Raw genomic sequence first — 25,876 nt, forward strand, 5'->3', positions numbered from 1 at the left:
CACGCCGGGAACCAGAACGCGGCGAAACTCACCCGCACCCAGGAGGAAGAACTCAAGGCCATCCTGGCCCGGCCGCCCTCCCGGTCGGGTGTCCACGCCGAGTTCTGGGACGTCCCAACGATACGTGACGTCGTGAAGATCATGTTCGACGTGGAGTACGAGTCGGATTCTTCGTATCAGCTGCTCCTGCGCCTGTGCGGGCTGAGTCTCGAGCTGCCCGACCCGTTCGACGAGCACCGCGACGAGAAAGCCATCACCAGACGCATGGCCGAGGTGAAAACCCAAGTCAATGCTCTGTTGGACCAGGGCCGGGAGGTCTGCACGGCGGACGAGGCCCGCTTGGAGCACGAGGCCCGGACCCGCCGCATGCAGCCCCCGAAAGGACAGCGCACCAGACCGGTCCGTGGACCGGCAGAAGACGTCCCAGTCCTTCTCCGACGCCCTCCCCCGACCAGCAGAACAGTCACGCCGTACCCGATCGAGCAGAACCAGAACACCGAGCAGACGATCCTCGCGCTGGAACGGCTTCAACGCGAAACCGAGGCCGGCGAGATCGCGGTCGTCTTGGACAACGCCCGATCCCACCACGCGAGAGCGTTGACCGGCCTCCACGAGCCCGGCCGGCTGCTGGAGCGCATCACACCGGTTTATCTGCCGCCGTACGCGCCCGACCACAACCCGGTCGAGCACGTCCGGAACGCGGCCAAGAACAACATCGCGACCATCCAGCACGAGACCCCCGAAGAAACCTTCGGCGCATTCGCCTCATACGTCACCGGCCGAACATTCGACTACGACTTCGAACACCCCCACCCCGCGAAACCAGAAACGATCCTGTTTCATGACGGCCATACATCACCCGAAGCCTCCTCGAAACCGGCGGCTTCAGACCCCAACTACGCCGTCAATTGTGAAGAGCCCCTTTTCTCAGCGGGTCCGCTGGGCGCGCAGGACGATGTCCCTGGTGTGGAGGGCCCCCGCTCCCCCGCTGACACGCCGCTGGCGCGTCTGATTGGTCAGGATCGTCCAGCCGTCGTCCAAGACGCGGAGGACATGCTGCGGTATGACGACGCCGCCGAAGTCGCCGTGATGCCCGTGGGGTGAGCCGGACACGTCGTGGTGGATGAACAGCAGCGTCCCGCCGGGGGCGACCAGGCTGGTCAGCAGGCGTTCCGCCGCTCGATCCGCTGTGCGTCCCAGCGCCGGGTACTGGGCCGAGACGAGCTGGAACGACCCGGGGTCCAGGTCTGCGTCGAGCAGGCCGGCATGCAGCCACTCGACGCCCACTCCGGCCTTCGCCCCGTTGGCCCGGGCCCGTTCGAGGGCGACGATCGAGACGTCCAGCCCCGTGGTCCGCCAGCCCTGCGAGGCGAGCCAGATGGCGTCGGCCCCCTCACCGCAGCCGACGTCGAGGGCACGGCCGGGTGCGAGACCGGCCGCCTCGTCGACGAGTGCGCCGTTGGGGTCACCGCTCCAGACCCGCCCGGACTCGCCGTAGCGCGCGTCCCAGTACGCGGGGTCGCTGGGGTCGGGGACTGCCTCGTCATGAGCAGTGGGGCTGGCGTGACTCACGCGGCGAGTCCAGGCGAGCGATCACTTGATCTCCATGGCCGGAGACGTTGGGCGAGGGCGTGGACGTGCACAGGATGCATGAGCGGGCACGTCGCATGCCTGTTGCGCCGAGGAAGAAGGCATCGTGGGGGCCGTCCGAGGATGCCCACTGGCCGTGGCCGTCCTCCAGATCGTCCCGACGCTCGTCGGGCTGGTCCAGCTGCTGCTCGTGCCGCAGCGGTACGCACCAATGCTCGAGAACACGGTGTTCGCCGGCCAGTGCGGCCGGTGAGCAGCACTGACGGCTCAGTAGTGGTAGCGCGCCTGCAGGATGATCAGATCGTCGCCGTCGACGAGGTAGACCAGACGATGCTCCTCCGTGATGCGCCGAGACCACGCGCCCGGCGCGCCGTATCTGAGTTGTTCCGGTCTGCCGATGCCGTCGAATGGGTCGCGCAGGCATGCGTCGATCAGCGTGTTGACACGCTTGAGGATCTTGCGGTCAGCCGTTTGCCAGTGCTCGTAGTCCTCCCACGCAGAATCGACCCAGACCAGGCGCATCTCAGGCGTCCTCACCCGATCGATCGAGTTCATGCACGACAACCTCACCGCCCCGGGCGCGCTCGCAAGCGTCCAGCAGACGACGGGCATTGGCTGGAGAGCGGAACAGGTAGGCCGTCTCCTGCCATTCCGCGTACTCATCGGCGGGCATCAGGACGGCATTGCCATGACGAGAAACGATCTCGACCGCATCACGATCCGCATTCACCCGCTCGATGAGCGGGAACAGTGTCCTGCGAGCCTCACTGGCACTGATCGACATGAACCCTCCTCGCGATCGCTCGTACCGGATCACGGTACCACTCCGAGGCGGCGATCATCGGTGGATTCAACCGACCTGGACGAACGCGTCAAGAGCGGAGAGCAGGACCTGCTGGTGCTCGGGTCCTCGGGTTCGCCCTCACTCACTTCTTGCCCCCAGCTGCAAGCCCCGTCCTGAACTCCACCACGTCGCCGTCCTGCATGACGTAGTCCTTGCCCTCCAGACGCACCCTCCCGGCGGCCTGGCACTCCTTCTTCGAGCCGTACTCGACCAAGTCGTCGTAGCTGACCACCTCGGCCTTGACGAAGCCCTTCTCGAAGTCGGTGTGGATGACGCCGGCGGCCTGCGGGGCGGTCCAGCCCTTGTGGATCGTCCAGGCGCGGGACTCCTTCTCGCCCGCCGTGAGGAAGCTCCGCAGGCCGAGCGTGTCGTACCCGACGCGGGCCAGCTTGTCGAGGCCCGGCTCGTCGACGCCCATCTCGGTGAGGAACTCGCGGGCCTCGTCCTCGTCCATCTCGACGAGTTCGGCCTCGAACTTCGCGTCGAGGAAGATCGCCTCGGCAGGGGCCACGAGCTCGCGGGTGCGGGCCTTCAGCTCCTCGTCGGCCAGCTCGTCCTGGTCGCAGTTGAAGACGTAGATGTACGGCTTGGCGGTGAGCAGCCACAGATCGCGCAGCGGCTCGAGATCGAGCCCGGCCTGGAAGACGCCCCTGCCGGCGCCGAGCACCTCGTAGGCCTCGCGGTAGGCGGCGGCGCGGGGGCGGGACTCCTTCTTGATCGCCGCCTCCTTCTCGATCCTGGGCAGCACCCTCTCCATCGTCTGCAGGTCGGCGAGCACCAGCTCGGTGGTGATCGTCTCCAGGTCGGAGGCCGGGTTGATCGAACCGTCGACGTGTGTGACGTCGGCGTCCTCGAACATGCGGGTGACCTGGCAGATCGCGTCGGCCTCGCGGATGTTCGCGAGGAAGGCGTTGCCCATGCCCTCGCCCTGGCTGGCGCCCTTCACGATGCCGGCGATGTCGACGAAGCTCACCGTGGCGGGCACGAGACGCTGCGAGCCGAACATCCTCCCCAGCACCGCCAGTCGGGGCTCGGGCACCCCGACCACGCCGACATTGGGCTCGATCGTCGCGAACGGGTAGTTCGCCGCGAGCACGTCGTTGCGGGTCAGAGCGTTGAACAGGGTCGATTTGCCGGCGTTGGGCAGGCCGACGATTCCGATGGTGAGTGCCACGTCCGCCCAGGTTACCCTTCCGCCGCCCCTCCGGCGCCGATCAGGCCCCGGCCCAGTGGGCGCGGAGCGCCGCGCACAGATGCTCCGGATCGCTCGTGCCGCACATCTCGCGGGTGGAGTGCATCGACAGGATCGGCACGCCCACGTCGACCGTCGGAACGCCCAGCCGCTGGGCGGTGAGGGGCCCGATCGTCGTGCCGCAGGCCACGTCGTTGTTCGAGACGAACACCTGGTGCGGCACCCCGGCGGCGCGGCAGGCGCGCTCCCACAGCGCCGTCGAGATCGCGTCGGTGGCGTAGCGCTGCTGGGCGTTCACCTTGAGGGCCGGCCCCCGGTTCATCGCCGGCTGGACGAGGGGGTCGTACTTGGCCGTGTGGTTGGGGTTCACCGCGTGCGAGGCGTCCGCCGAGATGCACGAGCTGCGCGCCAGCAGGGCGCGGCGGGCGTCGACGCCCAACCCGTAGCCGTCGGCGATGCGCGCCAGAACGTCGGACAGGAGCGGGCCGGCCGCCCCGGAGGCGGTGCCCGAGCCGACCTCCTCGTGGTCGAAGGCGACGAACAGCGCGATGTCGCGGCCCGGCCGGGTCTCCCCGATCGCCCGGTAGGCCGGATAGGTCGACGAGAGGTTGTCGAGCCTGGCCGAGGCGAAGAACTCGCCCCCGATGCCGAAGACCGCCGGAGCCTGGGTCGGGACGACGCGGATGTCGCCGAAGGCGACCTCGCCCGCGGGGACGCCCGCCCGGGAGCACACCCACTCGACGATGTCCGGTTCGTCGCCGAGCCCGTAGCTGGGCACGAGCTCGTACTGGCGGTCGATCGTCAGCCGCTCGTTGACGCCGCGGTCGAAGTGGGGCGCGATCTGGCTGACGCGCAGCACCGGGCCGGTGGACACGAGGCGCTCGACGCCGTCGAGGGTGACGACGCGCCCCGCCAGGCCCAGCTCGCGGTCGAGCCAGGAGTTGAGCAGCGGGCCGCCGTAGACCTCGACGTTGGCCTGCTGCCAGCCGGCGCGGACGAACGACGGGGAGGGCTTCAGAGTGAGCGCCGGCGAGTCGGTGTGCGTGCCGACGATGCGCACCCCCGCGTCGTCGTCGAGCCCGTCGGGCGCGACCCAGGCGACCAGCGCGCCGCCGCGCACGAGGAACCGCCGGCCCGCGACGCTCCCCCACTCCTGTCGCTCGTCGAGCCGCGTGAAACCGGCCTCGGCGAGGCCCTGCGCCATGACGGCGGCGGTGTGGTAGCTGGTGGGGCCGGCAGTGATGAACTGCGCGAAGCCCGTCATGAAATCCGTGGGATCGGCCATGGCCCCATTGAACCAAGCCGCGCCGGCACAACCCGACCGCACCGGCGGATCGTCCTCCGGCGGGGGCCATGCCGCCCCCCGCCGCGAATCGCGACCCGACGAGCCCCTTCGGGAAATCGTCAGTGCCCGCTGGAAAAGTTCGGGCCATGGACGCCACGACACTCATCTGGGCCCTCGTCCTGATCGCCGTCGGCCTGGCGGTCGGCTTCCTGCTGGGCCGCTCGCAGGCGCGTTCGCAGGCGGGCGAGCAGCGGACCGAGCTCGCCCGAGCGAAGGCCGAGCGCGACGCCTCCGCCGCGCAGCTCCAGGCGATCACCTCCGACCGCACGTCGATGGCCCACGAGTTCCAGCGCCTGTCGGCCGCGACCGCCGAGCGACAGGCGGTCAGCGTCGACCGCACGGCCAAGGCCCGGCTCGACCAGACGAGGAGCCTTCTCGAGCCGATCAGCACGAGTCTCCAGGCGATGAACGACCGTCTGCTCCAGGTCGAGCGCGACCGGGCCCAGGGGGCCGCCGACCTGCGCCGCCAGGTCGAGACCGTCGCCTCCAGCAGCGAGTCGCTGCGCAAGGAGACCGCGGCCCTCGTCACGGCCCTGCGCCAGCCGCAGGTGCGCGGCGCCTGGGGCGAGACGCAGCTGCGCCGCGTCGTCGAGATCGCCGGGCTGGTGGAGCGCTGCGACTTCGACACGCAGGTGACCGTCGCCACCGACGACGGCGGCCTGCGCCCCGACATGCGGGTGGCGATGGCCGATGGCAGGGCGATCTTCGTCGACGCCAAGACGCCGCTGGGCAACTTCATCGACGCCTTCGCCACCGACGACCCCGACCAGCGCACCGCCCTGCTCGGCCAGTACGTGAAGAACGTGGTGACCCACATCAACCAGCTGGGCGCCAAGAACTACTGGCGGCTCGACGCGGGCAGTCCCGAGATGGTGATCCTCTTCCTGCCGTCGGACGCGCTGCTCCAGGTCGCGCTCGACGGGCGCCCCGATCTGCACGAGTACGCGGCCGCCCACTCGGTCTTCCTGGCCAGCCCGTCGATCCTCATCCCCATGCTGCGCGCGGTGCAGCACGGCTGGAAGCAGGCGGCGTTCGCGCAGTCGGCCCGCCGGGTCGCCGCCCTCGGCAGCGAGCTGTACGAGCGCCTCGCGACGATGAGCGGCCACCTCGACAAGCTGGGCCGGTCGCTGGCGACCTCCGTCGAGGCCTACAACAGGACGATCGGCTCGCTCGAGCAGCGCGTGCTCGTGAGCGCCCGCCGGATCAACGAGCTGCAGGGCTCCGACGGCGAGCTGGAGAGCCCGCGCGCCGTCGAGACGAGCCCGCGCGTCATGACGGCGCCCGAGCTGGTGTCCGACGAGGACCGGCGCCCCGGCAATCCGAAGGCGTGCTGAGGATCATGGGGATGATCATGAAGGAGACCGGCGGCCAGGACCGGCGCTCCGGCAATCCGAAGGCGCGCCGACCGAAGGCGCGCCGAGGGGCCCGACGGGACACCGACGCGAACCAGGAGGACCCTGCGCCCCCGCTCCGATCAGAAAAGAGGCGGCGGGGTCACGGAGGCGGCGACCGTGGGCGCAGTGAGCACGGACCGTGAGCACAGGGCGTCATGCGCCGGGACGCGCCGAGGAGACCCGGCCCCCTCATCCTCCCCACCCGGACAGTGCTCGGCCGGCGCCCGAGGAGTGCGCCGGCCGAGGCGGGAGCGGGCAGGCCGCCCGTCGGCGAGGCGGCCCGAGAGCGCAGTCAGGCCCGGTCAGGCCCCTGTGACGGCGGGTTCGGAGGGCGCGGCGGGCCGATCCTCGGCACCCGGCGCGTCCGCGACCGGCCCGACGGCCCGAGGCGCCAGCGGGGAGCGGGTCCTGCGGCCGGGCCCGCCGGCGCGGCACGCGCGCAGCTCCGGCGGCAGGGCGAAGCTCAATGACTCCTCGACCAGGCGCTCCTCGTCGGCCCTTGGGTAGCCGAGCTCGGCCAGCCGCTCGAGCACGCCGTCCACGAGCCGCTCGGGCACCGAGGCGCCCGAGGTGATACCGATCGTCGTCACGTCCTCGAGCCAGGCGGGGTCGATCTCGCCCGCGTTGTCGACGCGCTCGGCCCGCCGCGCGCCGTTCTCGAGGGCCACCTCGACCAGCCGCACCGAGTTCGACGAGTTGCGCGAGCCCACCACGATCACCAGGTCGGAGTGCCCGGCGATCTGCTTGACCGCGCCCTGGCGGTTCTGGGTGGCGTAGCAGATGTCGTCGCTCGGCGGGTCGATCAGACGGGGGAAGCGCTCGTGCAGGCGCTCCACGGTCTCGCGGGTCTCGTCCACGCTGAGCGTCGTCTGGGTGAGCCAGGCGAGCGGGGCGCCGGGGTCGATGTCGAGCTCGTCGACATCGTCGGGGGTCTGCACGAGCGTGATGTCGTCGGGGGCCTCGCCGGTGGTGCCCTCGACCTCCTCATGGCCGGCGTGCCCGATGAGCACGATCGGCACGCCCTGCTTCGCGAAGCGCCTCGCCTCGTGGTGCACCTTGGTCACCAGCGGGCAGGTCGCGTCGATGGTGCGCAGGCCGCGCTCGACGGCCTCGGCGCGGACGGCGGGGGAGACGCCGTGGGCGGAGAAGATCACGAGCGAGCCGGACGGCATCTCGGAGAGCTCGTCGACGAAGACGGCGCCCTCCTGCTCGAGGGTCTCGACGACGTGCCTGTTGTGGACGATCTGCTTGCGCACGTAGACCGGCGCCCCGTAGACGGCCAGGGCCCTCTGAACGGTGACGACGGCGCGGTCCACGCCCGCGCAGTAGCCGCGGGGCGCCGCCACGACGACGCGCTTGGCTGGCTGGGAGGCCGACGCATCACTCATGCGGCCAGTCTACGGGCCCCGTCATCCGGGCCGGCCCCGGATTCTTCACGGCTGAGGGCCCGCCGAAGGAGGCTCGGCACCCTGGCCGTCGTCCACGTGCCGAGGGCTCGCCATCGGGCTACGAGTTCCCCCGCCGGGTCGGGTCGGCGGCCGCGTTCCGGCGCCCGTGAGCGGAACTCGCCGATCCTTCCGGAGTCCACGCCGACAACCGCTGCGCCCCGACGCCCGGGACCGGGACCCCTCGCCTCCGGGAGCCCTCGTCGGGGCGACCGGCGGGAGGACGGATGCTCCCCGGACGCCGAGGACGACACGGCCATGCGGCTCGACCGACACCATCGAGACGACCGACAGGAGAACGGGTACCCCCCGGAGCCGCCTGCCGCCCGGCGCCCCGGACCGTCGGCTGCGCCGACTACCGTGAGGGGCATGCCTGGAACACCGACCGAGCAGGGCCCGCGCAACAGCCCCGAGACCGCCCAGCCGCTGGGCGCCGTCGTCGGCATGCTCAAGGGCTGGGTCGAGCGCTGCGGATGGGTCTGGGTGAGCGCCCAGATCATCGAGCTGCGCCGCCGGGCCAACTACAGCATGCAGTTCCTCACCCTGCGCGACACCTCCCTGGAGGTCTCGGCGCAGGCCACCGCGACGAACGCCGTGCTCGACGCGGCCGGGCCCCTCACCGAGGGCACCACCGTCCTGGCCTGCCTGCGCCCGCGCGTCTGGAACAAGACGGCCCGTCTGTCGTTCGAGTGCTCGGTCATCCGGATCGCCGGCGAGGGCCGGCTGCTCGCCGAGCTGGAGCAGCGCAAGCGCGCCCTGCAGGCCGAGGGCCTGTTCGACCCGGCCCGCAAGAGGCCCCTGCCCTTCGTCCCGTCCCGCATCGGCCTCATCACCGGTGCCGGCTCGGCGGCCGAGCGCGACGTGCTCACCAACACGCTGCGCCGCTGGCCGGCCGCCCGGTTCGAGGTGCGCCATGCGCTCATGCAGGGCCCGCGCAGCGCAGCCGAGGTCGCCGCGGCGCTGGTCGAGCTCGACGCCGACCCGCGGATCGACCTCATCGTCATCGCCCGCGGAGGCGGCTCCCTCGAGGACCTCCTGCCCTTCAGCGACGAGGGGCTCGTCCGGGCCGTCGCCGCGGCCGCCACCCCGGTGGTCAGCGCGATCGGTCACGAGCCCGACACCCCGATCCTCGACCTCGTCGCCGACCTTCGGGCCTCGACCCCCACCGACGCCGCCAAGCGCATCGTCCCCGACGCCGCCGACGAGCAGCGGTACGTCGCCGAGCTCCTGGGCCGGGCGCGCACCGCGATCGACGCCCGCGTGAGCTCCGAGTACTACGAGCTGGGCCGGCTCGCCTCGCGTCCGGTGCTCCGCGACCCCGGTTCGGCGCTGGCCGGCCACGTGCAGCAGCTCGAGATGGCGCGCCTGCGGCTGCGCACCACGATCGACCGCATCGTCGCCGAGGAGTCCCAGGCGGTCGACCATGCGCTGGCCCAAGTGCGGGCCATGTCCCCGAAGGCCACCCTGGAGCGCGGCTACGCGATCATCGCCGACTCCGACAACGCCTCGGTCGCCTCGGTCGGCGACACGGAGCCCGGCGAGCAGCTCATGGTCTTCCTCGCGGACGGCCGGCTGGTCGTCGAGGTGGACGACGCGATCCCCGGCCCCCGGCCGGCTGATCCGGCGGGGGACGCGACCCGGGCCCGCGCCCCTCGTTGAGTTCCCGCATCGGATGCGACAGTGAATGGCGGCACGTGAATGGGGTGGCACGGCCCGCGCGCCCGCGGCCCGCGTGGAGGCACGACCCCCGGGCCACGACCAGCCCGACAACACGACCAGTGGAAGCAGTCCCGACGGGCAGCGACGGGCGGGACCGACGGAAGGAGAACCCATGGCGGACGAGAAACCCAGCTACGAGCAGGCCCGCGCCGAACTGGCCGAGGTCGTTGCGAGGCTCGAGTCCGGCGGTGTGCCGCTGGCCGAGTCGATGCAGCTGTGGAAGCGCGGCGAGGAACTGGCCGCCTACTGCCAGGCCGAGCTCGACGGGGCGCGCAGGCTCATCGACGAGGCGCGCCGGACGGCGCAGCCCGACGGCGGCCGGCCCGACGACGAACCCGCCGCGCAGGACGGCTGATGTGCGGGTGTTCTCTGCCGGGTGGGGTGGGGTGCTCTTGTGCTGGTTGCGTGAGGTGCTTGTTCGTTGCCGGGTGTCGGGATCGGGGTGCGGTGTGTCGTGCGATGCGTGGTCGGTCTGGTGTTCGCGGGCTGGTCACCGCGGTTCCCGGTTCCGGCGGGGACGGTCGAGCGGGGGTTCGGGGTCGGGCGTGGCCCTGTCGGGTTGCTCGTAGTCGTGTCGCTGGTGCGCCCTTCACGGTGCAGCGGTCCTGTCCGGCGGGCCGGGCGACGGGATCATGGGGGTGTATTGCCCGGGTTTCGTGGAGGCTCGGTTAGTTGGTTCCGGCCTCTGTGAGGACCGGGTTCCTACGCCCTGACCCATCAAGACCCGGAAACCCGCCACCCCCGCAGAGCCCGAGCCGGCACCCCGGGGTCGGCCCCTCGCGGCCCCGCGCCGGTGGTCCGCCTCCATCGAGCGACCGGCCGGACGCAGGCCCCGGGAGCGTCCTCCCGCCAGGGTCCGGGCGACCGGGGCCTGGGCGGGCGTCGCGGCCGGGCCCGAGGACGGTCCCTCGGAGGACGGCCCCTCGGTCGAGAATGTTCCCGTCCTCCTGCGACGGGGCCCCTCCGCACGACCGTCGAGCACTGCGCGAGGAACCCCGCCCCCATGGCCGTGGTGCTCATGGGCATGAACGCGAGGACGACCTCTCAGTCGAGAATGTCCTCGTCAGGATCGACGTCGTCCGCCGAATCGGCCTCCGCGCGGTCCGGGCCGGCCGGCTGCTCCGGGGGGATCCGCCCGCCGGCCTCGTCGTCCCGGGCGGTGGTCGTCACCGCGACCGCCCCGGAGTCGAAGTGACGCTCGAGGTCCTCGTCGAGCCTGTGCGTCGACACGGGGCGGCGGGTCTGCGGGATGAAGCCCGGGTTGTGCCACACGAGCCCGCTCGGCACCCGTTCGGCACCCTGCTCGGGTCTCGGGTGGCGCCAGTCGACGCGCTCCGCCGCGCCGTCCGCCCCGGCCCGGTCGTCCGCCGCGACCGCGTCGCCGGCGGCCTCCTCGTCGTTGTCGGTCCCGTCGCCGCCGGTGGTGTCCCGCGGCTCGTCGCCGTTGATGACCATTGCTCCCTCATTGCTCCTGTCCGCGGGGAGCCCCTCCGACTGGGGCGGCCCCATCGGGTCTCATCCACAGTAACCGAGGGGCGGACTCACCGACAGGAGGCGAGCCAGATCGCGACGAGATGGCACCCGGCGCCGAGCACCGTGCCGGTGTGGAAGAACTCGTGGAAGCCGAACCATGCGGGCCAGGGGTTGGGTCTCTTGAGGGCGTAGCACACGGCGCCCGCCGTGTAGCACAGGCCGCCCGCGAGGAGGAGCCAGACGACCGCCGGCCCGCCGGCCCGCCAGAACTGGGGCAGCCAGAACAGGGCCGTCCAGCCCATGACGACGTAGAGCACCGTGTAGAGCACGCGCGGCGCGTTCATCCACAGGTTGCGGCAGGCCACCTCGGCGACGGCGCAGCCCCAGATGAGCGACAGCAGCACCGCCCGGGAACCGCCGTGCAGCAGCAGGACGGCCAGGGGCGTGTAGGTGCCGGCGATGAAGATCGCGATGTTCGAGTGGTCGAAGCGGCGCAGCACCGCGCCGACCCGCCCCGACCAGTGCCCGCGGTGGTAGACGGCCGAGTTGCCGAAGAGCATGAGGCCGGTGAGCAGGTAGATCGCCTCGCTGACGCGCCCGGCCAGCGAGTGCGTGACGACGATGAGCGCGAGCCCGGCCAGCAGCAGCAGCGGGGCCGTGACGGCGTGCAGCCAGCCGCGCAGGCGGGGTTTGGACTCGGAGGGGGGCGCTGCACGGACGATGCCGGGACGGGACTGCAAGGGCATCTGCTCATCACCTGGGATCACCTAACTTACCGTACCGTAGGTTAGGGTCCCGGGGAAGTCTCCTCCCCTGTCGATCACCTGATCCTCCCCCGACGCCGACAGCGGCCCCGTGGCGGCTTGTAGTCTTGGCCCATGGCGCGCCGGGACATGGTGAACAGGGCGATCGATCGCCTCAGCCCTGAGGGTCTCATCTACACGACCTACCAGAATCGGCTGCGCGGCGCCCTCGACCCGCGCTCCCTGCCCCGCCACGTCGCGGTCCTCGCCGACGGGAACCGCCGTTGGGCCCGACTCAACGCCCCCGGACGACCCCTGGAGGTCGGTTACCAGGCCGGCGCCGCCAAGCTGTGCGACTTCGTCGGCTGGTGCGACGAGATCGGCATCGGCACCGTCACCCTGTGGGTGCTGTCCACCGAGAACCTCCAGCGCTCCGCCGACGACGAGCTGAACCCCCTCATGGAGGTCATCACCCGGCTCACGGACGACCTGGCCGCCGTCCCGGGGCACCGCGTGATGATCGTCGGCGACCTCGACCTGCTGCCCGCCACGATCGCCGAGCGCCTGCGCAGCGCCGAGCGCTCCAGCGCCGGGCACTCCGGCACCCAGGTGAACATGGCCGTCGCCTACGGGGGCCGCCACGAGCTGCGCGACGCCGTCCGCTCGCTGCTGGCCGCCGAGGCGCAGCGGGGCACGACGCTGGAGGAGCTCGCCCGCACCCTCGAGGTCGACCAGATCTCGGAGCACCTCTACACGCGCGGCCAGCCCGACCCGGACCTGCTCATCCGCACCTCGGGAGAACAGCGCCTCAGCGGCTTCCTGCCCTGGCAGAGCGCTCACTCGGAGCTGTACTTCTGCGAGGCGCTGTGGCCCGACTTCCGCAAGATCGACTTCCTGCGCGCCCTGCGCTCCTACCAGCAGCGCGAACGCCGTTTCGGCAAGTGAGGCCTTGTGGCCACTGGGATGCCTCGTGCAGCGGTCTCCGGACCGGCACGCGAACGCCTCTTCGGCACGTGAACCGTCCGGCCGGGCCGCCGGCACGAGCGACCCGTCGGGGCCGGCGGCCCGCACGCACCCTCAGGGCACCCGCCCCTCGGACGGGCCGTCCGGGCGGTCCGCTCCGGTCGGGCCGGGCGTCGCGGGCACGCCCCGCCCGCTCCGGGCCCCGGTGGCCCGTGGGCTCAGATGACCCACGTGTCGGCCGGGTCGGGCGCCTGCGCGCCGGCGCGCAGGCCGGCGAACAGGTCCGTCTCGGGCATGAAGGTCGGCACCGCCGAGTAGACCAGCTGGTAGTCCTCGGTGGGCCAGACGCGCCGACGGATCTCGACCGGCACCTGGAACCAGGCGCCGTCGGGGTCGATCTGCGAGGCGTGGGCGCGCAGGGCGTCATCGCTGCGCTCGAAGTAGTCGCCGCAGGGCACCCGCGTCGTGATGCGCTGCTCGTAGTCGAGGTTGCCCCAGCGGGCCAGCCGCTCCGCGTACGGGTGCCCCAGACCGGCCGCGGCCATCGCCTCGTCGAAGGCCGCGAAACGGGCCCGGTGGAAGCTCACCTGGTAGTAAAGCTTGCTGACCTGCCAGGCGGGCCCCGACTCGGGCAGCGCGTCCGGGTCGGCGGCCATGCGGAAGGCCGCCATGGAGACGCGGTGGCACTGGATGTGATCGGGGTGCGGGTAGCCGCCGTTCTCGTCGTAGGTGGTCATCACCTGGGGACGGAACTCGCGGATGACCCGCACGAGCGGGGCTGCGGCCTCGACGGGATCGGTCAGACCGAAGCAGCCCTCCGGCAGCGGCTCGTCGGGGCTCTCGGGCAGGCCGGAGTCGATGAAGCCCAGCGAACGGTGCTCGACGCCCAGGATCGCGCGCGCGGCCTCCATCTCGCCCTGGCGCACCTCGGGCATGTTCTCCCAGACCTCGGGGCGGTCCATCTTGGGGTTGAGCACGCTGCCGCGCTCTCCGCCGGTACAGGTCGCGACCATCACCCGGGCGCCCCCCGCGATGTACCTCAGCGTCGTCGCGGCCCCCTTGCTCGACTCGTCGTCGGGGTGGGCGTGCACGTGCAGCAGACGGAGCCCCTCGTCCGCCCCTTCTCGACCTCCCGGCACTGGCATGATCCTCATTGTGCACGCTCACGCTCGACGCACCGAACCGTGTCCACAGCCGTCATAGGATGGAGCAATGACCGACAAGCAGACGATCTGGATGACGCAGGACGCGTACGACAAGCTCGCCCAGGAGCTCAACCGCCTGAAGGGGCGGGGCCGTGCGGAGATCGCGAAGAAGATCGGCGCTGCGAAGGCCGAGGGCGATCTGTCGGAGAACGGCGGCTACCACGCCGCGCGCGAGGAGCAGGGCCAGATGGAGGCCCGCATCCGTCAGCTGGAGCAGATGCTGCGTACCGCCGATGTCGGTGGCGCCCAGGAGGAGCCCGAGGAGGTCGCCGCGGGGATCACCGTGACGATCGCCTACGACGGCGACCCCGACGACACGGACGTCTTCCTGCTGGGCAGCCGCGAGATGCTCGGGGCCGACGACTCGCTGGACACCCAGGTCTTCAGCCCCCAGTCCCCGCTCGGCGCGGCCGTGCTGGGGCACCGGGCCGGCGACGAGGTCTCCTACGAGACGCCCAACGGCCGGCAGATCAGCGTGACGATCGTCAAGATCGAATCGCGCGCCTGAACCGCCGGGGCCGAGCAGCCGGGCCACCACCTCGGAGCGCGCTGCGCCCCGACCGACCGCCCTCGCACGCACGACGGTGGTCTCGTCGACGATCTACTCAGGGACTCGTAACCGACCGGTCACCGCGCACGGCGCCGCCGCGTGCGCAGGGGCGGTGTCGGCCTTCCGGCGCCGCAGCACGTCATGGAGGTGGAGCGCCGCCGTGCGCGCGTGGGACGTCCGCCATACCGAGCGGGTTCGTGCACCGCCCGGCCGTGACCCGTGGTCGGGACCCCCATGGTCCCGACCGACGCACCGGAACCGCTGCCGCATGCTGGTCGGCATGCCGCCCGGACGCTGCAGAACGAGTCCCCCGCGGCCGGAATCACCGCCCGATGGGCGTCTCCGAGCCCTCCGCGCCGCCGTCACGGGCGTCCTGGTGCGCGGCCTGCACCTCGCGGACCCTCTCGACGACGAGGCGGGCGCCGTCCCGCAGCCGCTCCCCGCCGACACGCAGCCAATCGCCCGCGGTCGGCCTGTCGGCCTCCTCGGGGAAGGCCACCGGGTCGCGCACGACGATGCGACTCATGACGCCCGACAGCTCCGTGCGCGCCTGCCCCCGACCGACGACGTACTCGTCGAAGCGGTCGCCCCTGCCGCCGGGCCAGCGCACCGCGCCGAGCTGGTTCCTGGCTCTCAGCGCGGCGTCCGCGCCGGCGGTGAGCTCGACGACGAGGCCGCCCGACTCGACGCGCAGGACGTTGGCCCCCCGGCTGAGCGGGCCGCTCACGACGGCCGAGCCGGCCTGGAAGAGGCCGTCGTTCAGCTGGGCGACATCGCTCAGCCTGGTGAGGCCGGCGCTCACCCGCACGCGCCCCCAGTGCGGGACGCCCCGGCCCACGAGGGAGCCCCCGGAGAGCTGGGTGTTCACCTGGATGTGCGGATTGACCCTCACCACGAGGGCCGCCCCGAGCCCGAGCTGCTTGAGGTCGTCGGCGCTCCGGGGCGGGTGGATGGGCGAGAAGCCCCTGACGCTCGGCCCGAGGTGCCCGGTGGCCAGGATGTCGAGCCCGTCGGCGCGCCGGCGCAGGGTGTGCTGGCCGCTCACGACGACGGTGTCGACGGCCTCGTCGCCGATGACGCGCACCCGCTGGCCGGTTGCGCGGATGGTGACCGCGTTGATGCCGCCGCTGCCGGTCAGCTCGGGGATGGGGCGGGCGCTCACGGCGCCGGGCAGCGCCTCGGGTTCGTCCTCGGCCCGCTCCAGCGCGGCGATGCGCCGGGAGGCCTCGGCGGTGTCGATGGCCCCGCGGGCCAGTTCGGACAGGATCGCGTCAAGCTCGGGGGAATCGCTCATGGCGTCAATATAAGGGATCGGCCGACCCGGCCCCGACCGTCCCGCCCCGCGGCCGCACCGTTCAGGGGTCGTCCGGGGGCGCCCCGTCCTCGGGGCCGGCGGGGGCCTCCCCGGCCCGCCCGACGGCGCTTCCGCCTGCGCTCGTGGCGTCGTCCCCGATGCCCCCGGCGGTGTCGCCGGCGACCCGTTCCTCGGCGTCGAGCACCTCGTCGGCGGTGGTCAGCTCGTCCTCGGCCGTCTCGTCGGGGTGCATGGCGCGCAGCACGCCGGTGACGAAGGCCACGATGGGGATGGCGAAGACGCCGCCGACGATGCCGGCCACCGACATGCCCACCGCGATGCCGACCAGGACGGCCAGCGGGTGGATCGAGACGGCGCGGCCGAGCAGCAGGGGCTGGAGCACGTGGGACTCGAGCTGCATGACGGCCACGAAGATGGCCAGCATGATGACGGCCTTCCAGAGGCCGAGGGTGACGAGCGTGACCGCGACGGCGACGACGCCCGAGGTGATGGCGCCGATGATCGGCACGAAGGCGCAGACGAAGGTGAGGGCCATGATGGCGAGCCACAGGTTCGAGCCGAGGGCCGCGGCGCCGATGCCGGCTCCGATGCCGTCGACGGCGGCCACCGCGATGGCGGCCCGCACATAGCTGGACAGCGAGGCCCAGCCCGAGACGATGGCCGGCATCACCGTGAGGCGGCTGGCGCGCGTCATGAGCCGCACTCCCCCGTCGACGAGGCGCGAGCCGTCCTTGAGGAAGAAGAAGGTCGCGAACAGGGCCATCGCCGCGCCAGCGAAGAACCTGCCGATGCTCGAGCCCGCCGTGGCCGCGGCCGCGGCGAGGGTCGCGCGCGAGTGCTGCACCCAGTCGGTGGCCTGCGAGACGAGCGAGTCGATCTGCTCGGCGTTGATGTGCAGCGGGCTGTCGGCCAGCCAGCCCACGAATCCCCGCGCGCCGGCGATGGCCTGGTCGACGAGCTGCGTCCACTGCGTGGCGATCTGGGCCCCGACGAGGCTGAGCAGGCCGAGCACGATGAGCGCGACGAGCAGGAGGCAGCCCAGTGAGGCGAGCCACCTCGGCCAGCGGTGCCGGACCATGCGGGCGTTGAGGGGCTGGAGGGCGGCGGACAGGAGCAGGGCGACAGCCAGGGGGATGACGACCTCGGACAGCTGGGAGCCGAGCCACCACAGGAGGGCGACGAAGGCCGCGGCGATGAGGATCCGCCAGCTCCACGCGGCGAGGATGCGCAGCGGACGCGGCACGAAGCTCTCGACACTGGCGCCGCGCAGCGCGGTGAGCTGCTCCGCGGTGAGCGTGATCGAGTCGGACGCCCGGGGGTCGGGGTCCGGCCCGGGCCCGTCCTCGCGCCCGTGGACGCGCCCGCGCGCGGAGACGCCGAGCCGCGGGATGCGCCCGCCGAGGCCCGTGAGCGCGTTGCGACGGTGGCGCGAGCTGCTGTCGCCGGTCGAGACTGCCATGTCGGCCAGTGTGCCATGCGGCGCGGACCCGATCGGGGAGCCATGCGGCGAGCCCTCGCGCCAGCGTCCGGGCCCGGATGCGCGGGGCGACGAACCGGGCCCCGGCTCGGATGATCATCCCGGGTGCGCGCCGCTACCCTGTTCTGTGATGCGCGGGCGCCCGGACCGCGCAGGAGGAGGCATCATGGCAGTCCACCCGATCAGCGAGCTCATGGCGCCCGACTGGGCACAGGCCCTGGCGGGCCAGGAGCAGCAGATCCACGCCATGGGCGAGTTCCTGCGCGCCGAGATCGCCGCCGGACGCGGCTACCTGCCCGATGGGGACCGGGTGCTGCGGGCCTTCAGCAGGCCGCTCGCCGACGTCCGGGTGCTCATCGTCGGCCAGGACCCCTATCCGACGCCCGGGCACCCGATCGGCCTCAGCTTCGCCGTCGGGCGCGACGTCCGCCCGCTGCCGAAGAGCCTCGCCAACATCTACCTGGAGCTCCAGAACGACCTGGGCATCGCCCCGGCCCCGCACGGCGACCTGACCGGGTGGTTCGAGCAGGGCGTCCTGCTGCTCAACAGGTGCCTGACCGTCCAGCCCGGCCGTCCCGCCGCCCACCGTGGCAAGGGCTGGGAGCAGGTCACCGGCGCCGCCATCGACGCCCTCGTCGCCCGCGGCGGCCCGCTCGTGGCGATCCTGTGGGGACGCGACGCCCGGTCGCTGGCCCCGATGCTCACCGCCGGCGGGATCCCCGTGATCGAGTCGTCCCATCCGAGCCCGCTGTCGGCCCGCTCGGGTTTCTTCGGCTCTCGACCCTTCAGCCGGGCGAACCTGGCGCTCGCCGCGGCCGGGGCCCCGCCCATCGACTGGGACCTGAACGGACGCTGAGGCGGGCATGGGACCGGGGCTCGGGCGCCGGTCGTCGTGCCGGAACGCGCCGCCCGGCGCGGGAACGCAGTCGGGCCCCGCAGCGCCGCCGCCGCGGGGCCCGTCGGCCGTCCGGTACCGGGCGTGCTCACCCGACGGCCGCGATGAGCGAGTCGAGCAGGGCGTCCAGCTCGCCGGCGCGGCGCTCGTTCGGGACGAAGCCGTTCTCGGTCATCTCGGCGAAGATGTTGATCGACAGCTGGGCGCGGATGGCCTTGGCGTCGAAGTTGCCGAAGATCTGCCGCCAGTGCTCCACGGCGCGCACGGCGCCGTCGGCGCCGTAGCCGACGAAGGCGACCGGCTTGCCCAGCCACTCGCCGCCGAGGTGGTCGACGGCGTTCTTCAGGCCGCCGGGCACCGAATGGTTGTACTCGGGGGTCACGATGACGAAGGCGTCGCAGGCGTCGACCGCGTCGCTCCAGGCCTGGACGGCCGGGTCGTCGTACTTCTTGTCCGCCATGGCGGGCAGGTAGGCGCCGTCGAAGACGGGCAGGCCGAAGGACTTCACGTCGATGAACTCGACGTCGGCGCCCCCGTGGGTCCTGGCCCTCTCGAGCACCCAGTTCGCGACGGGCTCGCCCGCGCGCCCTTCCCGGACACTGCCGAGCACGATACCGATCCTCATCCTGTTCTCCCCTTCACTCTTTCACTCCTGGGGTCCTGTTCGCCCGGGCACGGCACGACCGGCCGATGGCACGAAGCTAATTCGTCGAGACATGAGTCAAAAGCTCTGGGCCTGTTCTTCCTCCACGGGCTGACGAGAGAATAAACGCGGGCAGCGCGCACATCGGAGCGCACGGCACGGTGCACGGCACGAGGAGCGCCCCGGCGGGCGGGCCGGGGCGGCGCAGGGCCCGTCGGTCGGGACCCGTGCCCGGCGCATGCCGCCCGAGGGCGCGGTGCGGGAGACGCCCGAGGACGCAGGGTCGGGCGCAGGCGACGGGCGCCCGGTCCGGAGTCGGGCGCCCGTCGCCCATGGAACCGCCGGGCGGGGACCGCCCCCGGCCCGCCCGGCGGTGCCCCGTCGGCCCCATCACCGGCCGGCGGCGGTGCGAATTCTCCCTGCCGCCCAGCAGCCCCTCACTGCCCGAGCAGGCCGAGGATCGTGCGGCGCAGCGCGCGGAAACCGGGATCGTCCCGGGCGCGCGGGCGCTCGAGCGCGACGGGCAGGTCGGCGATCACCCGGGCCGGGCGCGGCGAGAAGACGACGACCCGGTCGGACAGGAGCAGCGCCTCCTCGACGTCGTGGGTGACCATGATCCCGGTGAAGCCCCGCGCCTCCCACAGCCTCGCGATGTCGTGCTGGAGAGTCGAGCGGGTCAGCGCGTCGAGCTTGCCGAGCGGCTCGTCCAGCAGGAGGATGCGCGGACGGTTGACGAGGGCGCGGGCCAGCGAGGCGCGCTGGGCCATGCCGCCGGACAGCTCGGACGGGTAGGCCCGGCGGAAGCCGCCGAGGTCGACCATCTCGATCATCTCGTCGACGCGCTCGCGCTCGTCCGGCCGGTCGGCGACGCCGCGCACCTGCGGGCCGAGCCCGATGTTCTGCTCGACGGTCAGCCAGGGCAGCAGCGTCGGGTCCTGGAAGACGACGCCGCGCGAGGGGTCGGGGCCGTCAACCCGGTACCCGTCGGCGAAGATCTCGCCGCGGATCGGCCGGTCGAGTCCGGCGATGAGCCGCAGCAGGGTCGACTTGCCGCAGCCCGAGGGGCCGACGAGCGAGACGAACCGGCCGGGCGTGACGGACAGCGAGACGTCGTCGAGCACGGGCAGCGGCCTGCGGTGCGAGACGAAGGCCTGCACGACGTTCAGGGCGTCGACGGCGCCGCCTCCGGCCGTGGCGGCGCCCCCGGGGCCCGTGCTCTCGGGGGCCGCGCCCCCTGGGATCGTGTTCACCATCGGGTCAGGTCCTTCTGCCAGGACAGCACGCGGTTGCGCACTGCCAGTTCGGCGGTCAGCAGCGAGCCGCAGATGATCACCATGAGGGCGATCGCCGCGTACATCGCGGGGTAGGCGCTCCAGCCCTTCTTCCAGTTGATGTACCAGCCCAGGCCGGAGTTCACGCCGAGCGTCTCGGCGATCGTCAGGGTGACGAAGGCCGTCGGCAGCGCCATGAAGACGCCGGTGAAGATGCTCGGCAGGGCCGCGGGCAGGGAGACCCTGAGGATGAGGAAGCGGGTGGAGGCGCCGAGCGTCTGGCACACGTCGAAGTACTCGCGGGAGACCCCGCGGATGCCGGCGCTCGTCGTCACCGCCATCGGGAACCACACGGTGAGGGAGACGAGGAAGACGGCCGCGCTGAACGAGTTCGGGAAGGCGATGAAGACGATCGGGATCCACGCCAGCGTCGGCACCGGGCCGATGTACTTGACGATCGGGTCGAGCCAGTAGCCGGCGCGCCTCGACCAGCCCATCCACAGGCCGGTGGCCAGGCCGACGACGCCGCCCACGGCGACACCCGCGGCGAGCAGCAGGAGCGAGTTGCCGACCGAGCGGGCCAGCAGGGCGCGGTCGGACCAGCCCTCGGCGATGATCTGGCCGGGGCTCGGCACGTACGGCGGGCGCAGGGCGCCGGTCTTGGCGGTGAGCAGCTCCCAGGCCAGGACGACGACGGCGGTGGCGATCCACCACGGCGCCCAGGCGCCGAGCCAGCGCGAGGACGCCGCCCAGACGCGGGAGCCGAGCCATGCGGCGCCGAGCCCGGCGGTGAACGCCACGGCGAGCCAGAACGCCTGGGCCTCCCCCTTCACGAGATAGGCGCCGGTGGAGGGCACGAGCGCGACGACGATCGCCACGGCGGCCCACAGGGCGACGGCGGCGCCGGCCAGGGCGTGGTCGACGCTGTGCGGCCGGTGCCGCCGGACCAGCTCGGCGACGACCTGCGGGTCGGCGACGAGGGCCGCCTCGCGCTCCGACGCCGTGCCCGCCGCGTCCGCCCCGGGCGCGGTGCCCCGGCGCTCCGGTCCGACTGCGCTCATGCTCACCAGTCCAGTCCGAGGGTGTCGAAGGCCCGGTCGGCGAGGGCGTCGGTGTCGACGTCCGGGTCCAGGTAGCCGGTCCGCTTGAACTTCTCGATGCCCGGGGTGAGGGCGTCGCGCAGCTTCGTGACCGAGGGCTCCCAGCGGTAGCTCCGCAGCAGGGTCGCGACCAGGTCGACGTCGCCCGCGACGTAGCCCTTGTCGATCTCGAGGTGCGCGACCTCGTCCTCGTTGCCGGCGACGTAGCGCGAGCCCTCCGCCCACGCGGTGACGAGCTCACGGGCCACGTCCGGCTCGTCCGCGACGAGGTCGCCGTTGAGCGCGGTGCAGCAGCAGTAGGCCTGGGCGTTCGCCCCGGTCATGTTGGTGGCCAGCTCCCAGCCGTAGCCCTCCTGGATCGGGCGGTAGGCGATCGGGTCGCTCGTGGCGATGGCGTCGACCTCGCCGTTCTTCAGGGCATCGGCGACGAGTGAGGTGTCGTAGACCCTCCACTGCACCTCGCCGGCCTCGGCCGACGGGTCGATGCCGGCGTCGACGAGGTCGAGGGAGAAGAACATGGTCGCCGAGCTGGACAGGCTGGGCACGCCGATGGAGCGTCCGCGCAGGTCGGAGATCTGCTTGACGTCGGAGTCGTTGCGCGCGAGGAGCCGCAGGCAGCCGCTGTGCAGACCGGCGATGAACTTCACGTTCTGGCCCTGCTCGACGGGCTTGAGCCAGCTGTAGAAGATGCCGCTGGAGGCGTCGTAGGTGCCCGAGCCGACGGCGGCCTTGATGTCCTCGTCGCCGACGGTCTTGTGGAGGCCGACGTCCAGGCCGTGCTCGGCGAAGAAGCCCTTCTCGAGGGCGACGATGGCGGGGGCGTCGCAGACGTCGCCGCCGTAGATGAGGGTCAGCCGGCGGGCCTCGGCCGATGCCGAGGCGTCCGCGGCGGCCGCGGACCTGCCGTGGCGGTCGCCGAGGACTCCCCCGGCCGCGCCGCCGAGGACGAGACCGCCGACGGCGCCGGCCGCGATGCCGCCGATGAGGCCGCGGCGGGAGAGCCGCCGCGAGTCCCCGGCCCGCCGGGTGGTTCCGGTCTCCTGGACGACGGCGCCCGACGGCAGGACCCTCCCGGTCCCGTGCGCGCCGTCGGCGGGGTTGTTCGTTCCGGGCATTCGTCTTCTCCTGGTCTTCTCTGACTGCGCACGGCCGGGCCGTGCCGGGGCTGATGGGTTCGGGGCGCACTCGTCCCGCGGGACGGGTACGGTGATGGTGCTGCCGGTGCGGAGGCCGCTCGACGCGGGCCGGGACGCGGCGCCCGAACGGCCCGGGCCGGGCGTCGGCGGCGCGTCAGACCGACGCGGAAGGGCTCACTGGCGCACGGCGATCGGAGCGCAACAGTCGACCACGGGCGCCTGGATCCGGCGTGCCGCGGGTCGGCAGATGGTGCGCTGTGCCATGTACTGCTCCTCAGGGCGGAAGGACCGGCGGGCCGGGAAATCGGCCACGATCCGGCGCCGCAGCGGCGGCGCCCGACGGCTCCGGCCGTCGTCACGGGCCATGGTAGGCACGGGGAGGACCTCGGGCAACACCCCGCCCGACCCCGGCGCGCCGGTTCGCCGACGGTGGAGCGGCTCCCGCAGACCGCGGGCGGCCCGCACCGTGCGGGCCGCGCGTCCGGGAGAGGGGGCCGTCGTCCTCGGCATCGGACGGGGAGGCGCGGGACCGCGCGGCCGGGGCGGGGGCGGACCGGCCCGATCCCACTGCGGGCCGCCGACGGGTCTGACGCGACGGGGCCCGACAAGGGACAATTGACCCCATGGACTCAATCGACCTGTTCAAGGACGCCTTCACCAGGGTCGCCGAGGAACTGCCCCGCCAACTCGACGGGCTCCCCGCCGACTCCCTGCTGCGCCGCGCCCACACCACCGGCAACCCGATCGCCTGGCTCGTCTGGCACATCGGGCGCTGCGAGGACGCCCAGATGGCCGCCCTCGACGACCGCACCGAGGTCTGGGACACCGGGTGGCGCGAGCGCTTCGACCTGCCCTACGGACCCCACGACGGGGGCTACGGCCAGAGCCAGGAGGAGGTCGACCGGTTCACCGTCGCGGACCCCGGGCTCCTGCTCGGCTACTACGCGGCCGTGCACGAGCAGACCCTCGACGTCCTCGAGGCCGAGCGCGGCAAGAGCCTCGACCGCATCGTCGACGCCACCTGGGATCCCCCGGTCACCGCCGGGGTGCGCATCGTCTCGGTCATCAACGACATCACCCAGCACCTCGGCCAGATCGCCTATCTGCACGGCCTGCCCTCGGTCCGCTCCAACGTCCCCGCCCCCGGCTGGCGGCAGCCCTGAGCGGCCCGGGCCCCGGCGGGCCGGTCGTCCGCCCCGGCGCGGCGACGCGCCAGCATAATGGGGTCATGGATTCAGTTGACCTCATCAGGGACGCCTTCGCGCGCATCGCCGACGAGCTCCCCGGCAAGCTCGAGGGCATGTCCCCCCGCTCCCTGCTCCACCGCGCCCAGAAGCAGGGCCACTCCGTCTCGTGGCTGGCCTTCACCATGGCCCGCCGCCAGGACGAGCTGTTCGCCCGCATCGGCGACACGGCGCAGGTCTGGGACGACGGCTGGGCCGAGCGCTTCGACCTGCCCGAGTCCGCCGAGACCGTCGAGGACGAGGACTACCGCGTCGTCGACGCCGCGCTGCTGAGCGACTACTACCGGGCCGTCTCCGCAGCGAGCGCCAGGGTGCTCGAGTCGGGGGCCGCCGAGAACCTCGACCGCGTGCTCGAGGGCGGCAGGAGCGTGGGCTCCTCGCTCGTCGAGCTGCTCAACGAGATCACGAAGGACCTCGGCCAGATCGCCTTCCTGCGCGGCCTCACCGATTCGATCAAGGCGATGCACGCGAAGCGGCGGACCGAGCAGGACGGCTGAGCGGAGCCGGTCAGCCGCCGGCCCTGGTCCGGCGGGAGCTCTCGCTCATGTAGCGCTGGTGGATCGCGCGCACCTGCGCGGTGAAGGCGCACGTCTCGATCGTCCGCGACGAGATCGGCGGCAGCGAGTCGAGCAGCCGCGACAGCGCATCGTGCGCCCGCGCCGCGGCCGGGTCGCCGCCGGGAAGGCGGCGCCAGCACGAGGCCATGACGTCGAAGCCGAAGAGGTTGACCTCCTCCTGCACGTCCTGCCAGCGCGACAGCGTCTCGGGGTCGTCCGGGCGCTGGGACGAGAGGATCTCCGAGGCCCGGCCGAGTTCGAAGACCATCGTGCGGCGGTCCTCGCGGGAGGCCCGGGTGACGAGCCTGCCGGCCGACAGGTCGGCCAGCACCCGCTCGATGCACCGCAGCGTGCGCCGGTACTGGCTGCGCACGAGCAGCACCGGAGCGCTGCGCCCGACGAGCCAGATCATGCCGGTGGCGGCGCCGGCACCGATGACGGTCTCGACGACGCGGTCGCGCATGAGCACGGCGATGTCGGCGCGCGAGACGACGGGCGTCATCATGAGCGAGAAGATCGTGATGCACACGACGGCCACCGCGTAGTTGCGGGTGACGATGACCTCCAGGCCGTAGATCATGACGACGACGATGCCCACCCGGACCCATGGCGCGGGCTGGAGGGCGACGATGCCGACGTAGCAGAGCACGCCGACGCCGGTCCCGATGACGCGGTGGGCCGCCCGGATCGTCAGATCGGCGCGCGAGGCGCCCATGTGCAGGACGATGAGGCTCGACAGGATCGCCCAGTAGGCGTGGCCGACAGGCGAGGCGATCATCATCGTCGAGGCCGCGAGGACCGCCGGGGCGGCCCGGGCGGCGACGAGCCGGGGGCGCGAGCCGCGGTCGGCGGCGGTCCTCAGCAGGTAGCGGGCCGACGGCCGCCCCAGCGGCACCCGCCGGAAGTTCTCCCCGATGTCAAGGCTCGAGGTCGGGAAGGACTCTCCGCGCAGCACGTCGACGAGGTTCAGGTGGATGCCCATGAGCCGCTCCTCGATGTCGCGGCGGGCGGCGGTGCGCCCCGTCAGGCGGCGCCGCCCGGTGCGCAGCACGTGCCAGGCGTTGTTCACCGCGAAGACCGCCTCCGAGCGCATCCGGTTCGCCCGGCGCGCGAGGCACCCGTCCGGGCGGTCGCGGTACGCGCTGACCGCCTCATCGGCCTCGTCGACCGCCCCGCGCTCCGGCGCCAAGAGATCGAACGACAGGATGACCACCGAGGTCAGCGAGGCGATGAGCCACGACAGGCCGGTGACCCTCAGCAGCGTCGTGAGGGCGTAGCCGTGGCCCGTCATGTACGCCGAGAAGGCCGCCGCGAAGATCGTGTTGATGGGCCCCGGAGGCCCGGTGAGCAGGGCGTGCCAAGTCCACACGATGACGAGGGTGAGCAGGCCGAACAGCGGGGGGATGAGCCACGTGCGGGGGCCGACGAGGGCGCCGACGCACTCCATCGCGAGGGTCGCGGGCCCGACGACGAGCAGCATCCTCACGCGGTTGCGCAGGGGCGCCTCGCGGCCGGTGTGCGCGGCCTGGGCGCCGATGAGGCCCATCGAGCCGAGCGAGGGGCCGAAGATGAGGCAGGAGACCACCAGCCCGGTGGCGACGGCGGCGCACCAGCGGGCGGCCCGGGCGGCGCGTCCGGGCTCGGGGTGCACGACGACGAGGCTGCGCCCCAGCCTGCCCGCCGATCGTCTCGCCCTGCTCACCCGGGTGAGTCTAGGGGGACGCCGGCCGGCGCCGTGACGGCCGGCACATGCCGCCCACGCGGCTCGGGGCGAC

General features: G+C 72.6%; 23 protein-coding genes and 2 pseudogenes. 9 read left to right on the forward strand and 16 right to left on the reverse strand.

Annotation, left to right across the window (positions count from 1 at the left end):
• On the forward strand, positions 1-1,104 hold a 1,104-nt coding region (locus K336_RS19950; RefSeq protein ID WP_081660732.1), incomplete at its 5' end, for an IS630 family transposase.
• Positions 1,105-1,122: 18 nt separating this feature from the next.
• Here the strand turns inward: K336_RS19950 and K336_RS19375 are convergent.
• The 5 genes and pseudogenes from K336_RS19375 to K336_RS0109095 all read right to left on the reverse strand — a co-directional run.
• A pseudogene (locus tag K336_RS19375) lies at positions 1,123-1,572 on the reverse strand (class I SAM-dependent methyltransferase); the annotation flags it as partial.
• A 285-nt stretch (positions 1,573-1,857) separates the two neighbouring features.
• Complete coding sequence (locus K336_RS0109080; protein ID WP_450091336.1) at positions 1,858-2,145, reverse strand: Txe/YoeB family addiction module toxin; 288 nt, start codon at positions 2,143-2,145, stop codon at positions 1,858-1,860.
• Positions 2,114-2,374, reverse strand: coding sequence for a type II toxin-antitoxin system Phd/YefM family antitoxin (locus tag K336_RS0109085; protein ID WP_021797566.1), 261 nt, complete (start codon positions 2,372-2,374; stop codon positions 2,114-2,116). Before K336_RS0109085 ends, K336_RS0109080 begins: the two co-directional genes overlap by 32 nt.
• Positions 2,375-2,516: 142 nt before the next feature.
• A complete protein-coding gene (gene ychF / locus K336_RS0109090) occupies positions 2,517-3,608 on the reverse strand; it encodes a redox-regulated ATPase YchF (protein ID WP_028706857.1) in 1,092 nt (363 codons plus the stop codon).
• Between the two features lie 40 nt (positions 3,609-3,648).
• Positions 3,649-4,911 carry a M18 family aminopeptidase gene (locus K336_RS0109095; RefSeq protein ID WP_028706858.1) on the reverse strand — a complete coding sequence of 421 codons (1,263 nt, stop codon included), beginning with the start codon at positions 4,909-4,911 and terminating at the stop codon, positions 3,649-3,651.
• Positions 4,912-5,057: 146 nt separating this feature from the next.
• Between K336_RS0109095 and K336_RS0109100 the strand changes: the two genes are divergently transcribed.
• Complete coding sequence (locus K336_RS0109100) at positions 5,058-6,305, forward strand: DNA recombination protein RmuC (protein ID WP_028706859.1); 1,248 nt, start codon at positions 5,058-5,060, stop codon at positions 6,303-6,305.
• A 488-nt stretch (positions 6,306-6,793) separates the two neighbouring features.
• On the opposite strand, the pseudogene K336_RS15615 reads toward K336_RS0109100, so the two are convergent.
• A pseudogene (locus K336_RS15615) lies at positions 6,794-7,753 on the reverse strand (4-hydroxy-3-methylbut-2-enyl diphosphate reductase); the annotation flags it as partial.
• 426 nt (positions 7,754-8,179) lie between these two features.
• On the opposite strand from K336_RS15615, the gene xseA reads away from it, so the two are divergent.
• Complete coding sequence (gene xseA / locus K336_RS15620; protein ID WP_021798298.1) at positions 8,180-9,469, forward strand: exodeoxyribonuclease VII large subunit; 1,290 nt, start codon at positions 8,180-8,182, stop codon at positions 9,467-9,469.
• Between the two features lie 172 nt (positions 9,470-9,641).
• Positions 9,642-9,884, forward strand: coding sequence for an exodeoxyribonuclease VII small subunit (locus K336_RS15625; protein ID WP_043122619.1), 243 nt, complete (start codon positions 9,642-9,644; stop codon positions 9,882-9,884).
• A gap of 689 nt (positions 9,885-10,573) precedes the next feature.
• Here K336_RS15625 and K336_RS0109120 read toward each other — a convergent pair.
• Positions 10,574-10,984, reverse strand: coding sequence for a hypothetical protein (locus tag K336_RS0109120; RefSeq protein ID WP_028706860.1), 411 nt, complete (start codon positions 10,982-10,984; stop codon positions 10,574-10,576).
• An 86-nt stretch (positions 10,985-11,070) separates the two neighbouring features.
• The gene (gene trhA, locus K336_RS0109125; RefSeq protein ID WP_051245576.1) at positions 11,071-11,748 is read right to left on the reverse strand and encodes a PAQR family membrane homeostasis protein TrhA; all 678 of its coding nucleotides are present in this window, start codon (positions 11,746-11,748) and stop codon (positions 11,071-11,073) included.
• 132 nt (positions 11,749-11,880) lie between these two features.
• Between trhA and uppS the strand changes: the two genes are divergently transcribed.
• A complete protein-coding gene (gene uppS, locus K336_RS0109130; RefSeq protein ID WP_028706862.1) occupies positions 11,881-12,690 on the forward strand; it encodes a polyprenyl diphosphate synthase in 810 nt (269 codons plus the stop codon).
• Between the two features lie 236 nt (positions 12,691-12,926).
• Here uppS and mca read toward each other — a convergent pair whose 3' ends face one another.
• Positions 12,927-13,853 carry a mycothiol conjugate amidase Mca gene (mca, locus tag K336_RS0109135; protein ID WP_043121397.1) on the reverse strand — a complete coding sequence of 309 codons (927 nt, stop codon included), beginning with the start codon at positions 13,851-13,853 and terminating at the stop codon, positions 12,927-12,929.
• Positions 13,854-13,920: 67 nt separating this feature from the next.
• Here mca and greA point away from each other — a divergent pair, with 67 nt between their 5' ends.
• Complete coding sequence (gene greA / locus K336_RS0109140; protein WP_021797424.1) at positions 13,921-14,421, forward strand: transcription elongation factor GreA; 501 nt, start codon at positions 13,921-13,923, stop codon at positions 14,419-14,421.
• A gap of 364 nt (positions 14,422-14,785) precedes the next feature.
• On the opposite strand, the gene K336_RS17065 is transcribed toward greA, so the two are convergent.
• Both K336_RS17065 and K336_RS15635 read right to left on the reverse strand, forming a co-directional pair.
• Positions 14,786-15,757, reverse strand: coding sequence for a hypothetical protein (locus K336_RS17065; RefSeq protein WP_021797421.1), 972 nt, complete (start codon positions 15,755-15,757; stop codon positions 14,786-14,788).
• A gap of 61 nt (positions 15,758-15,818) precedes the next feature.
• Positions 15,819-17,237: an AI-2E family transporter gene (locus K336_RS15635; RefSeq protein ID WP_021797423.1), complete on the reverse strand. Its 1,419-nt coding sequence runs from the start codon at positions 17,235-17,237 to the stop codon at positions 15,819-15,821.
• 184 nt (positions 17,238-17,421) lie between these two features.
• Here K336_RS15635 and K336_RS0109155 point away from each other — a divergent pair, with 184 nt between their 5' ends.
• The gene (locus tag K336_RS0109155; protein WP_021797422.1) at positions 17,422-18,111 is read left to right on the forward strand and encodes a uracil-DNA glycosylase; all 690 of its coding nucleotides are present in this window, start codon (positions 17,422-17,424) and stop codon (positions 18,109-18,111) included.
• Positions 18,112-18,238: 127 nt separating this feature from the next.
• Here the strand turns inward: K336_RS0109155 and K336_RS0109160 are convergent, their stop codons facing one another.
• The 4 genes from K336_RS0109160 to K336_RS15645 all read right to left on the reverse strand — a co-directional run bounded on the left by K336_RS0109160 (position 18,239) and on the right by K336_RS15645 (position 22,279).
• Positions 18,239-18,775 (reverse strand): NADPH-dependent FMN reductase, encoded by a 537-nt coding sequence (locus K336_RS0109160; RefSeq protein ID WP_028706864.1) that lies wholly within the window; start codon positions 18,773-18,775, stop codon positions 18,239-18,241.
• A 455-nt stretch (positions 18,776-19,230) separates the two neighbouring features.
• Positions 19,231-20,046 carry an ABC transporter ATP-binding protein gene (locus K336_RS15640; RefSeq protein ID WP_081660734.1) on the reverse strand — a complete coding sequence of 272 codons (816 nt, stop codon included), beginning with the start codon at positions 20,044-20,046 and terminating at the stop codon, positions 19,231-19,233.
• Positions 20,040-21,125: an ABC transporter permease gene (locus K336_RS0109170; protein ID WP_028706865.1), complete on the reverse strand. Its 1,086-nt coding sequence runs from the start codon at positions 21,123-21,125 to the stop codon at positions 20,040-20,042. The genes K336_RS15640 and K336_RS0109170 overlap by 7 nt, the downstream gene beginning before the upstream one ends.
• A gap of 2 nt (positions 21,126-21,127) precedes the next feature.
• Complete coding sequence (locus tag K336_RS15645) at positions 21,128-22,279, reverse strand: ABC transporter substrate-binding protein (RefSeq protein WP_051245577.1); 1,152 nt, start codon at positions 22,277-22,279, stop codon at positions 21,128-21,130.
• 644 nt (positions 22,280-22,923) lie between these two features.
• Between K336_RS15645 and K336_RS15650 the strand changes: the two genes are divergently transcribed.
• A complete protein-coding gene (locus K336_RS15650) occupies positions 22,924-23,463 on the forward strand; it encodes a mycothiol transferase (RefSeq protein WP_021797548.1) in 540 nt (179 codons plus the stop codon).
• Positions 23,464-23,528: 65 nt separating this feature from the next.
• Entirely contained in the window at positions 23,529-24,041 is a 513-nt protein-coding gene (locus K336_RS15655) for a DUF664 domain-containing protein (RefSeq protein ID WP_021797554.1), read from the forward strand.
• A 10-nt stretch (positions 24,042-24,051) separates the two neighbouring features.
• Here K336_RS15655 and K336_RS15660 read toward each other — a convergent pair whose 3' ends face one another.
• Positions 24,052-25,803: an FUSC family protein gene (locus K336_RS15660; protein ID WP_021797551.1), complete on the reverse strand. Its 1,752-nt coding sequence runs from the start codon at positions 25,801-25,803 to the stop codon at positions 24,052-24,054.
• Positions 25,804-25,876: the final 73 nt, after the last annotated feature.

Origin of the sequence: Propionibacterium acidifaciens DSM 21887, from assembly GCF_000426605.1 — a bacterium.
Classification (GTDB): domain Bacteria; phylum Actinomycetota; class Actinomycetes; order Propionibacteriales; family Propionibacteriaceae; genus Propionibacterium; species Propionibacterium acidifaciens.